Source organism: Hydrogenophaga flava NBRC 102514 (genome assembly GCF_001571145.1).
Lineage (GTDB): Bacteria > Pseudomonadota > Gammaproteobacteria > Burkholderiales > Burkholderiaceae_C > Hydrogenophaga > Hydrogenophaga flava.
This window is the reverse complement of the sequence record NZ_BCTF01000015.1, coordinates 138,592-148,500: the sequence shown is the minus strand read 5'-3', so window position 1 is coordinate 148,500 and position 9,909 is coordinate 138,592. Positions and strand designations below refer to the sequence as shown.

Here is a 9,909-nt window from a genome sequence, read left to right as displayed (position 1 = left end):
TTTTTCAGCTCCAAAACAAAATTGCCGAAACACCAGAACAAAGATGGTGCCCTTGGCGGGAATCGGACCCGCGACCTCTCCCTTACCAAGGGAGTGCTCTACCACTGAGCCACAAGGGCCAAGACATCCGACACACGCCGGACACCCTGAAATTCAAACTCCACGTCCGCAGGTCAGGCGGAGTCAACAACCGAAGATGGAGCGGGAGACGGGAATCGAACCCGCGTCATCAGCTTGGAAGGCTGGGGTTCTACCATTGAACTACTCCCGCACAGATTCCGTCGCTCTCACATCTGCAGTTATTGGTGGAGGGGGCTGGATTCGAACCAGCGTACTCGCAAGAGGGCAGATTTACAGTCTGCTGCCATTAACCACTCGGCCACCCCTCCACAAACGCAGCCCAACATTATGCCACGGTTTTTTTGGCCGTGTCACTCTCACCCACCAACGACCAGTCAATTGGCGCAAAACCCTGCTCCGCCAGCCACCTGTTCGCCGCGCCAAAGTGGCCACACCCAAGGAACGGGACAGGACCGCGGCTGGCAGACAAGGGCGAAGGGTGGTTCGCATACAGCACTTTGTGACGGGACACATCGATCAAGTCGGCCTTCTTTTGGGCGTGAGCACCCCACAACAGGAATACCTTGGGCGCAGTCGATGCGCTGCATGCCTCTATCACGGCATCAGTGAGCACTTCCCAACCCTGCCCTGCATGACTCCCTGCCTGACCATCCTCCACCGTCAGGCAGGTGTTGAGCAGCAACACCCCCTGCCTCGACCACGGCACGAGCGAGCCATCGTCCGGCACCGGCAGGCCGAGGTCACGGTGCAGCTCCTTGAAGATGTTGCGAAGGCTCGGGGGTTTGCGCATACCCGGCGCCACTGAAAACGCCAGCCCTTCGGCCTGCCCTGGTCCGTGATAGGGGTCCTGCCCGACGATCACCACACGGACATCGGCCGGACCTCCCCAGGACAGGACCCGCAAGGGTTCCGGCGGGTAGATCACCGCGCCGCTCTTCAGGCGCTCACGAAGGAAGCCCAACAGCCCCTGCCCGGCCCTGTCCGACCAGAACCGGTCGAGCACCGGACGCCAGGCATCTGCGACCGGCCACCGGGCCGGGTCGACCGCCCTGAGCCAGGGCATCGGATCGGTCGATGGGCGGGTCGGCGCCACGCCGTCCCAGTCGAAGGCAGCCTGTTGCATAGCCACAGAGCTCAGGCAAACAGCTCGGCCAGCGCCAGCCCGGGCTCGGGCGCACGCATGAAGGCCTCGCCCACCAGGAAGGCATGCACGCCTGCCTCGCGCATGGTTCGCACATCCTCTCGCCCGAGAATTCCGGACTCGGTGACCAGCAGCCGGTCGGCCGGCACCTCGGGCAACATGTCCAGCGTGGTTTGCAAGGTCACCTCGAAGGTGCGCAGGTTCCGGTTGTTGATGCCCAGCAGAGGCGTTTTCAGCCGGAGCGCACGGCGCAGCTCTTCGCGATCGTGCACCTCGACCAGCACCGCCATGTTCATGCCCATGGCGATGGCTTCCAGGTCGGCCATCTGCGCATCATCCAGACAAGCTGCGATCAGCAGGATGCAGTCCGCGCCCATGGCCCGGGCCTCGTAGACCTGGTACGGGTCGACCATGAAATCCTTGCGCAGCACCGGCAGGTCGCAGCTGGCACGCGCCTGCTTGAGGTAGTCCGCGCTGCCCTGGAAGAACTGGCGGTCGGTCAGCACCGACAGACAGGCCGCAGTGACCCGGCCATCGCCCTCGGCGTAGCTCTGGGCAATGTCGGCGGGAATGAAGTCCTCGCGGATCACGCCTTTGCTCGGGCTGGCCTTCTTGATCTCGGCGATCACCGCGGCCTGACCAGCTGCGATCTTGGCGCGCAGGGCTCCTTCGAAATCACGCGTCAGCACACGACTTTCGGCATCGAAGCGCATCGCCTCCAGCGGCTTCTTCTTGCGCGCGGCGGCAATCTCTTCGCGCTTGACCGCCACGATCTGGTTCAAGATGTCACTCATGTTTCTGCGATTCCTCGGGCTGCGGCGTCTGCAGCACCTTCTTGATGACGCGGTGCATGGCCACACCGGCGACGATGAACAGGGCAGAGACGCCCAACGCAATCCAGGCGCCCTCGTTCTGAAGCCACACGGGCACGGCGCACCTCAGGCGCCCGCGCCGGCGACTGCCGACTGGGTGAACGCCTGCAGCTCACGCAGCTTGGCCGCCGCGGCACCCGATTCGAGGGTGCGGCGCGCCAGCGCAATGCCCTGCGCCATGTCGGGGACGACGTTGGCCGCATACAGCGCCACACCGGCGTTGAGCGCCACGATGTCTCGGGCCGCCTTGAGCACCGGATCATCCCGGTTCTCCAGCACGCCCAGCAACATGGCCTTGGAGTCCTCGGGCGTCTCAACGCGCAGCGCGCGGCTGCTGGCCATGGTCAGGCCGAAGTCCTCGGGGTGGATTTCGTACTCGGCGATCTCGCCGTTCTTGAGCTCACCCACCATGGTGGCGGCACCCAGCGACACCTCGTCCATGCCGTCGCGGCCATAGACCACCACCGCGTGTTCTGCACCCAGGCGTTGCAGCGCGCGCACCTGGATGCCGACCAGGTCCGGGTGGAACACGCCCATCAGGATGTTGGGCGCCGAGGCCGGGTTGGTCAGCGGCCCCAGGATGTTGAAGATGGTCTTGATGCCCAGCTCGCGGCGCACCGGCGCCACGTTCTTCATGGCTGGGTGGTGGTTGGGGGCGAACATGAAGCCCACGCCCACCTCGGTGATGCTGCGCGCGATCTGCTCGGGCAGCAGGTTGATGTTGATGCCCAGGCTCTCCAGAACATCGGCACTGCCGCTCTTGCTGGAGACGCTGCGCCCGCCATGCTTGCTGACCTTGGCGCCGGCAGCGGCTGCCACGAACATGGAGCAGGTGGAGATGTTGAAGGTGTGCGAACCGTCACCACCCGTGCCCACGATGTCCACCAGGTGCGTCTTGTCGGCCACATGGACCTTGGTCGAGAACTCGCGCATCACCTGCGCGGCCGCGGTGATCTCACCGATGGTTTCCTTCTTCACACGCAGGCCGGTGATCAGCGCCGCCATCATCACGGGCGACATCTCGCCGCCCATGATCAGACGCATGAGGTGCAGCATCTCGTCGTGGAATATCTCGCGGTGCTCGATCGTGCGTTGCAGGGCTTCCTGCGGGGTGATCTTGTGGGCGTGGGGCATGGGCGTCTCCGGGAATCAGCGGGAAGGATTGTCGGACAGGGCGAGCTTGAGGCCAAAGCCGATGAACATCAGGCCTGCTGCGCGGTCCATCCAGTGCATGGCGCGCTGCACAGCGCCGACGCGGCGCGAGGCCCAGCCGGCCAGCCAGGCGTAGCCAAAGTTGATCGGCAAAGAGTTCAGGTTGAACAGCAGACCCAGCAGCAAAAAGGCGGTCACCTTGTCTTCGGTGCCAGGGGCGATGAACTGCGGCACAAAAGCAAGGAAGAACAGCGCCACCTTGGGGTTGAGCACATTGGTCAGGAAGCCCTGGCGGTACACGCGCCACAGGTTCACCGCCGCCTCGCCGTCCGCCCGGGTCGGCACGATGGAAGCACTGCCACCCCTGGCCAGCAGCAGCCTGACGCCCATCCACATCAGGTAAGCCGCGCCCGCCCACTTGAGCACTGTGAAGGCGGTTGCGGAAGTGGCCAGCAGCGCACCCACACCCAAGGCGGCCGCGAACACGTGGACGAAGCAGCCACTGACGATGCCCAGCGCCGCGACGATACCGGCGCGCACGCCGCTCTTGAGCGCGCTGCTGACGATGTAGAGCACATCAGGGCCGGGCGTGAGGTTGAGCAGCCAGCCCGCTGCGATGAACATGAGAAGCTGGGTCGAGTCGGGCATGGCGGTGGTCCTGAACCGATCAGTAGGGACCGGTGCGCCCGGCAGCGAGGCCAACCGCGGGCGCCTCGGCAAAGTAACGGCGCACGGTGGCGATGGCATGGTCGATATCGGCCGTATCCACATCGAGGTGGGTCACGAAACGCAGGCCGATGAGACCGGTGGCCAGCACGCCGTTCGCCTTCAAGAACTCCAGCAGCGCAGGGCCACGACCCTCGGCCACATCGACGAAGACGATGTTGGTCTCAGCCGATTTCACCGTCAGACCATCGATGCCGCGCAGACCTGCGGTCAGGCGGCGTGCGTTGGCGTGGTCTTCGGCCAGCCGGTCCACGTGGTGGTCCAGCGCGTGCAGCGCGCCAGCGGCCAGCAGACCGGCCTGGCGCAGACCGCCTCCGGCCATTTTCCGGATGCGACGCGCGCGCTGGATCAGATCCTGCGTCCCGCACAGGGCCGACCCCACCGGGGCGCCCAGACCCTTGCTGAAGCAGACGGACAGGCTGTCAAACTGGTCAGCGATCTCGCGCAAGCGTGCGAACGCGGTCTGCCCTGGCGCGGCGGAAGCCACCGCCGCGTTGAACACCCGCGCGCCATCCAGATGGGTGTTGAGCCCTTTCTCTCGGGCCAGCGCCGTGGCGCCGCGCAGGTAGTCGTCGTGCATCACATGGCCGTTCCAGGTGTTTTCCAGGCACAGCAGCCGTGTGCGCGCGAAATGCGGATCGTCGGGCTTGATGGCCGCCGCGATGTCGGCGAGCTGCATACGGCCCTGGACATCCTGCGTCAGCGGCTGCGGCTGCACGCTGCCGAACACCGCCGCGCCACCGCCTTCGTAGCGGTAGGTGTGGGCCAGCTGACCGACGATGTACTCGTCCCCGCGCCCGCAGTGCGCCAGGATGCCGCACAGGTTGCTCTGAGTGCCCGAAGGCATGAAGAGCGCCGCCTCCTTGTCAGTCAGCGCAGCGATGCGGTCCTGCAGCGCATTGACAGTCGGGTCGTCACCGAACACATCGTCCCCCAGCGGCGCGGCCATCATGGCGGCGCGCATGGCCTGCGTTGGTTGGGTGACGGTATCGCTGCGCAGATCGACCGTTTTCATGCCTGCTCCAGGAAGTTCTTGAGCATGGCGTGGCCGTGCTCGGTCAGGAGGCTTTCCGGGTGGAACTGCACGCCCTCGATCGCCAGGGTCTTGTGCTTCACGCCCATGATCTCGCCGTCGGGCGTCCAGGCCGTGACCTTGAGGCAGTCCGGGCAGCTCTCGCGTTCGATGGCCAGCGAGTGGTAGCGGTTGACCGTGAACTGCTCGGGCAGGTGTGCAAACACGCCTTCCTGTGTGGTGGTGATGACGCTGGTCTTGCCGTGCATCAGCTCCTGCGCCCGGATGATCTGGCCGCCGAAGGCCGCACCGATGCTCTGGTGGCCCAGGCATACGCCGAGGATGGGCAGCTTGCCCGCGAAGTGCTGGATGGCGGACACCGAGATGCCGGCTTCGGCCGGTGAGCAGGGGCCAGGCGAGATCACCAGGCGATCGACCTGGCCGGCGTCCAGGCGGCGCTGGATCTCGTCGACGGTGATTTCGTCGTTGCGCACCACGGTCACGTCGGCACCCAATTCGCCGAAGTACTGCACGATGTTGAAGGTGAACGAGTCGTAGTTGTCCACCATGAGGAGTTGGATCTTTTTCGTCATGGCGTTCACTCCAGGCCTTCTTCCACCAGTTCCGCCGCGCGCAGCAGTGCGCGCGCCTTGTGTTCGGTTTCCCTCCATTCCATCTCGGGCACCGAGTCGGCCACCACACCGGCCGCGGCCTGCACGTGCAGGGTCTGGTCCTTGATGATGGCGGTGCGGATGGCGATCGCCACGTCCATGTCGCCGGCGTAGCTCAGGTAGCCGCAGGCGCCGCCGTAGATGCCGCGCTTGACCGGTTCGAGCTGGTCGATCAGTTCCATGGCGTGCACCTTGGGCGCTCCGGTCAGCGTGCCGGCCGGGAAGGTGGCCTTGAGCACGTCCATGTTGGTCATGCCATCGTTCAGCACGCCTTCGACGTTGCTCACGATGTGCATAACGTGGCTGTAGCGCTCGACCACAAACGCCTCGGTCACCTTGACCGTGCCGATCTTCGCGATGCGGCCGATGTCGTTGCGCGCCAGGTCGATCAGCATCACGTGCTCTGCGCGCTCCTTCGGGTCGTCCAGCAGCTCGACCTCGGTCGCCTTGTCCTTCTCAGGCGTGGCGCCGCGCGGGCGGGTGCCCGCCAGCGGGCGGATGATGACCTTCTGCCCCTCTTCCGTGTGCTCCTGGCGCACCAGGATTTCGGGTGACGCCCCCACCACGTGGAAGTCCCCGAAGTGGTAGTAGTACATGTAGGGCGAGGGGTTGAGCGAACGCAGCGCTCGGTAGAGCGAAAGCGGCGACTCGGTGTAGCGCTTGCTGATGCGCTGGCCCACCTGCACCTGCATGAAGTCGCCGGCGGCGATCAGCTCCTTGGCGCGTTCGACCGACGTCAGGTAGTCGTCCTTGGCGAAGCTGCGCTGGGCCGGGTGGCTCTGGCTGGGTTTGACCACCGGCGCCGCCACTGAATACTTGAGCGCCTCCTTGAGCTCGCGCAGGCGCTTCTTGGCGTTGGCGTAGGCCTCGGGCTGGGCCGGGTCGGCGTAGACGATGAGGTAGAGCTTGCCCGAGAGGTTGTCGATGACCGCCAGCTCCTCGCACTGCAGCAGCAGGATGTCGGGCGTGCCCAGGGTGTCGGGCGGGCAGGTGTTCTCCAGCTTCTTCTCGATGTAACGCACCGCGTCGTAACCAAAATAGCCGGCCAGACCACCGCAGAAGCGCGGCAGGCCGGGCCGCAGCGCCACCTTGAAGCGCTGCTGGTACGCGGCGATGAAGTCCAGCGGATTGCCGTGGTTGGTTTCCACCACCACGCCGTCGCGAACCACCTCGGTCCTGGCCTCAGCGCCGAAACCGCTGGCGCGCAGCAGGGTGCGGGCGGGCAGGCCGATGAAGCTGTAGCGGCCGAAGCGCTCGCCGCCAACAACAGATTCGAGCAGGAAGCTGTTGGCGCCATCGCCGCGGCCATGGGCCAGCTTGAGGTAAAGCGAGAGCGGGGTTTCGAGGTCCGCGAAGGCCTCGACCATCAGCGGGATGCGGTTGTAGCCCTGTTGCGTGAGGCTCTTGAATTCGAGTTCGGTGATCACGGTTCTTGCTCCGGGGTGCCTGGGCGGTGCCAGGGACCGTCTGTGAGGGATGCAGCCGTATGGGCTGCAGGCTTGCGGGGCGCGGGACGGACGCTGCGGGCCGGCCCGTGCCCCTTCAGAGGGGGGAGTGCACGTTTACGCTGGCTTGCGCCAGGGCCAGGCTCCCCGGCCATTGCGGCCAGGTGCGAAACCTGCAGAGAACGTGAAAGAAGCGAACATGACGGCGCAGTGTAGCAAAGCGCGTCGCCTGCAAGGTGCCGGCCATCGACCGGAGAGCACCTCAGGGTCATCCCGAGCTTGTTTCCAGCGTCGGGTTTGCGGACAATGCAAAAACGAACGACCGTTCTATTTGGAGCCATCCCCATGACCACGCCACGTCTTCACCCGCTTGCGCCCAGGCTTGTCCTGGCAACGTCCCTGGCCGTGGCCAGCCTGCCTGCTCTGTCAGCAACGGTGGACGTGGCAGGAGTCAAGCTCGAAGACCGGGTGACACTGGCCGGCAAGCCCCTGGTGCTCAACGGTGCCGGCATCCGCTACAAGGCCGTGTTCAAGGTCTACACCGCCGGCTTCTATGTGGAGAAGCCCGCCAGCACACCCGACGCGCTGCTGGACCAGCCCGGCCCCAAGCGCATGACCATCACCATGCTGCGCGACATCGACTCGGCCGAACTGGGCAAGCTTTTCTCCCGCGGCATGGAAGACAACATGGAAAAGGGCAGCTTTGCCAAGCTGGTGCCCGGTGTCTTGCGCATGAGCCAGGTGTTCACCAATCACAAGGTGCTCAAGACCGGCGAGAACTTTGTCCTCGACTGGATTCCCGGCACCGGAACCGTGCTGACGGTCAAGGGCCAGGTGGAAGGCGAGCCGTTCCGGGAACCGGAGTTTTTCGAGGCCCTGATGCGCATCTGGCTCGGCCCCAAGCCGGCCGACTGGCAGCTCAAGGACGCCCTGCTCGGAATCAAGAAGTAAGGCGATCCGCCAGTTCAAGCAGCGAGTCGACCAGCAGGTCGTGGGGGGCCTGCGCCACAGGCTGGCCGTGGTTGTAGCCGTAGGTGACCAGCGCGACCGGACACCCCGCCGCCCGCGACGCCAGGGCGTCGTTCTGGGAGTCCCCGACCATCAACGCACGTCCGGGCTCGACACCCATGGCGGCGCAGGTACCCAGGATGGGCATCGGGTCGGGCTTCTTGCGCTCGAAGCTGTCGCCACCGAACACCCAGCCGAAGTACCCGTCGAGCGCCTTGGCCTTGAGCAGCCCCTGCGCAAATGCCAGCGGCTTGTTCGTCAGGCAGGCCATTGGCAGCCGCATTGATTTGAGTTTTGCCAGCCCCTCGACCACACCCGGGTAGACCGCGGAAAACTCGCCGTTGATGCGCAGGTAGTGGTGCTGGTAGCGCTGCCAGGCAGGTTCGTAGAGCGTGTCCACACTGCGCGCCTGGCAGACATTGGACAGCCCGGTCACCTCGGGCAGCGCCAGCTGGTGCGCCAACACCGAGCGGATCAGGTGCTCCGAACCTTTGCCGACGGTGCGCTCGATCAGGGCGCGCGTGACCGGCGGCAGGTCCAGATCGGCCAGGGTTCGGTTGAGCGCTTCCTCGAAGTCACCGAGGGTGTCGACCATCGTGCCGTCGAGGTCGACGATCACCGCCTTGATGCCGGCCAGCATCAGGCGAGCGCAGCGCGCATCTGATCGATCACGGCCTTGTAGTCCGGCTTGCCGAAGATCGCGCTGCCGGCCACGAACGTGTCGGCGCCGGCGTCGGCCACACGGCGGATGTTGTCGGCCTTGATGCCTCCATCCACCTCCAGCCGGATGTCCTTGCCGCTGGCCTCGATGCGCTTGCGCGCCTGCTCGATCTTTCTCAGCGCCGAGTCGATGAAGCTCTGGCCGCCGAAACCCGGGTTGACGCTCATGATCAGGATCAGGTCGATGTCCTCGATCACCCAGTCCAGCACGTCCAGCGGCTGCGCGGGGTTGAAGGTCAGGCCAGCCTTGCAGCCGCGGGCCTTGATGGCCTGCACGCTGCGGTGCACGTGGGCACTGGCGTCGGGATGGAAGCTCACCAGGTCGGCGCCTGCGTCGATGAAAGCGCCGGCCAGCGCGTCCACCGGCTGGATCATCAGGTGCACGTCGATCGGCACCGGCGTGCCGTCGGGCTTTTTCGCGTGTGGCTTGAGCGCCTGGCAGACCATGGGACCGAAGGTCAGGTTGGGCACGTAGTGGTTGTCCATCACGTCGAAATGGACCCAGTCGGCGCCGGCGGCGATGACGTTTTTCACTTCCTCGCCCAGGCGGGCAAAGTCGGCGGACAGGATGGACGGGGCGATGCGGTAGGTGGTCATGAAAAGGGTCTGGATGGGCGCAATTCCGGCATTTTCGCAGGGCCTGCCGGGTTTTGCGGCGCCGCGGTAACATGCCCGCCATGCCGAAATACCAGTTCACCTGCGAGGTCGAGCCCCAGTACCTGGCCGAACAGTCCGCGCCGGACGAAGACATCTACGCCTTCGCCTACACCATCACCATCACCAACACCGGTGACGTGACGGCGCAGCTGATTTCGCGCCACTGGATCATCGACGACGCCCGCGGCCACACCGAGGAAGTCAAGGGGCTGGGCGTGGTCGGCAACCAGCCGCTGCTGCGGCCGGGCGAGTCGTTCCAGTACACCAGCGGCACCCGCCTGGGCACGCGCTCGGGCAGCATGCGCGGCAGCTACTTCTGCGTGGCGGAGGACGGCGAGCGCTTCGAGGCCGAGGTGCCCGAGTTCGCCCTGGTGGCCGACGGCGGCGGTGGCAGCGACCAGCCGCCGCGCGTGCTGCACTGACG

General features: G+C 65.5%; 12 protein-coding genes and 3 tRNA genes. 2 read left to right on the top strand and 13 right to left on the bottom strand.

The window, feature by feature from the left end:
- Window positions 1-44: 44 nt before the first annotated feature.
- From HFL01S_RS14500 to trpE, 11 genes are all read right to left on the bottom strand, one after another.
- Window positions 45-119: transfer RNA gene (locus HFL01S_RS14500), tRNA-Thr, on the bottom strand.
- Between the two features lie 78 nt (window positions 120-197).
- Window positions 198-271, bottom strand: a tRNA-Gly gene (locus HFL01S_RS14495).
- Window positions 272-303: 32 nt separating this feature from the next.
- Window positions 304-389 (bottom strand) — tRNA-Tyr (locus HFL01S_RS14490).
- A 17-nt stretch (window positions 390-406) separates the two neighbouring features.
- Window positions 407-1,144: a uracil-DNA glycosylase gene (locus HFL01S_RS14485; RefSeq protein ID WP_066259788.1), complete on the bottom strand. Its 738-nt coding sequence runs from the start codon at window positions 1,142-1,144 to the stop codon at window positions 407-409.
- 71 nt (window positions 1,145-1,215) lie between these two features.
- Complete coding sequence (gene trpC, locus HFL01S_RS14480) at window positions 1,216-2,016, bottom strand: indole-3-glycerol phosphate synthase TrpC (RefSeq protein WP_066259753.1); 801 nt, start codon at window positions 2,014-2,016, stop codon at window positions 1,216-1,218.
- Window positions 2,009-2,152, bottom strand: a complete 144-nt coding sequence (locus HFL01S_RS25105; RefSeq protein ID WP_157538879.1) for a hypothetical protein — start codon at window positions 2,150-2,152, stop codon at window positions 2,009-2,011. Before HFL01S_RS25105 ends, trpC begins: the two co-directional genes overlap by 8 nt.
- Before the next feature lie 8 nt (window positions 2,153-2,160).
- Complete coding sequence (gene trpD / locus HFL01S_RS14475; RefSeq protein WP_066259750.1) at window positions 2,161-3,228, bottom strand: anthranilate phosphoribosyltransferase; 1,068 nt, start codon at window positions 3,226-3,228, stop codon at window positions 2,161-2,163.
- 15 nt (window positions 3,229-3,243) lie between these two features.
- A complete protein-coding gene (locus HFL01S_RS14470) occupies window positions 3,244-3,894 on the bottom strand; it encodes a LysE family translocator (RefSeq protein ID WP_066259748.1) in 651 nt (216 codons plus the stop codon).
- 19 nt (window positions 3,895-3,913) lie between these two features.
- Complete coding sequence (gene ltaE / locus HFL01S_RS14465) at window positions 3,914-4,987, bottom strand: low-specificity L-threonine aldolase (protein ID WP_066259746.1); 1,074 nt, start codon at window positions 4,985-4,987, stop codon at window positions 3,914-3,916.
- Window positions 4,984-5,577, bottom strand: a complete 594-nt coding sequence (locus HFL01S_RS14460) for an anthranilate synthase component II (RefSeq protein ID WP_084383317.1) — start codon at window positions 5,575-5,577, stop codon at window positions 4,984-4,986. Before HFL01S_RS14460 ends, ltaE begins: the two co-directional genes overlap by 4 nt.
- Before the next feature lie 5 nt (window positions 5,578-5,582).
- Entirely contained in the window at window positions 5,583-7,082 is a 1,500-nt protein-coding gene (gene trpE / locus HFL01S_RS14455) for an anthranilate synthase component I (RefSeq protein WP_066259744.1), read from the bottom strand.
- A gap of 363 nt (window positions 7,083-7,445) precedes the next feature.
- Here trpE and HFL01S_RS14450 point away from each other — a divergent pair, with 363 nt between their 5' ends.
- On the top strand, window positions 7,446-8,051 hold the full coding sequence (locus HFL01S_RS14450) for a chalcone isomerase family protein (protein ID WP_066259742.1): 606 nt from the start codon (window positions 7,446-7,448) through the stop codon (window positions 8,049-8,051).
- On the opposite strand, the gene gph is transcribed toward HFL01S_RS14450, so the two are convergent.
- Together gph and rpe are read right to left on the bottom strand one after the other, a co-directional pair.
- The gene (gene gph, locus HFL01S_RS14445; RefSeq protein WP_066259740.1) at window positions 8,041-8,748 is read right to left on the bottom strand and encodes a phosphoglycolate phosphatase; all 708 of its coding nucleotides are present in this window, start codon (window positions 8,746-8,748) and stop codon (window positions 8,041-8,043) included. The two genes, HFL01S_RS14450 and gph, sit on opposite strands and share 11 nt — an antisense overlap.
- Complete coding sequence (gene rpe, locus HFL01S_RS14440; protein WP_066259735.1) at window positions 8,748-9,425, bottom strand: ribulose-phosphate 3-epimerase; 678 nt, start codon at window positions 9,423-9,425, stop codon at window positions 8,748-8,750. Before rpe ends, gph begins: the two co-directional genes overlap by 1 nt.
- A gap of 80 nt (window positions 9,426-9,505) precedes the next feature.
- Here rpe and apaG point away from each other — a divergent pair, with 80 nt between their 5' ends.
- Entirely contained in the window at window positions 9,506-9,907 is a 402-nt protein-coding gene (apaG, locus tag HFL01S_RS14435) for a Co2+/Mg2+ efflux facilitator ApaG/CorD (protein WP_066259783.1), read from the top strand.
- Window positions 9,908-9,909: the final 2 nt, after the last annotated feature.

What these genes read in the sequence shown, in the direction of transcription:
- HFL01S_RS14485 (WP_066259788.1), bottom strand. Translation starts at nt 1,144, where the DNA reads ATGCCCTGGCTCAGGGCGGTCGACCCGGCCCGGTGGCCGGTCGCAGAT.
- trpC (WP_066259753.1), bottom strand. Translation starts at nt 2,016, where the DNA reads ATGAGTGACATCTTGAACCAGATCGTGGCGGTCAAGCGCGAAGAGATT.
- trpD (WP_066259750.1), bottom strand. Translation starts at nt 3,228, where the DNA reads ATGCCCCACGCCCACAAGATCACCCCGCAGGAAGCCCTGCAACGCACG.
- HFL01S_RS14470 (WP_066259748.1), bottom strand. Translation starts at nt 3,894, where the DNA reads ATGCCCGACTCGACCCAGCTTCTCATGTTCATCGCAGCGGGCTGGCTG.
- ltaE (WP_066259746.1), bottom strand. Translation starts at nt 4,987, where the DNA reads ATGAAAACGGTCGATCTGCGCAGCGATACCGTCACCCAACCAACGCAG.
- HFL01S_RS14460 (WP_084383317.1), bottom strand. Translation starts at nt 5,577, where the DNA reads ATGACGAAAAAGATCCAACTCCTCATGGTGGACAACTACGACTCGTTC.
- HFL01S_RS14450 (WP_066259742.1), top strand. Translation starts at nt 7,446, where the DNA reads ATGACCACGCCACGTCTTCACCCGCTTGCGCCCAGGCTTGTCCTGGCA.
- gph (WP_066259740.1), bottom strand. Translation starts at nt 8,748, where the DNA reads ATGCTGGCCGGCATCAAGGCGGTGATCGTCGACCTCGACGGCACGATG.
- rpe (WP_066259735.1), bottom strand. Translation starts at nt 9,425, where the DNA reads ATGACCACCTACCGCATCGCCCCGTCCATCCTGTCCGCCGACTTTGCC.
- apaG (WP_066259783.1), top strand. Translation starts at nt 9,506, where the DNA reads ATGCCGAAATACCAGTTCACCTGCGAGGTCGAGCCCCAGTACCTGGCC.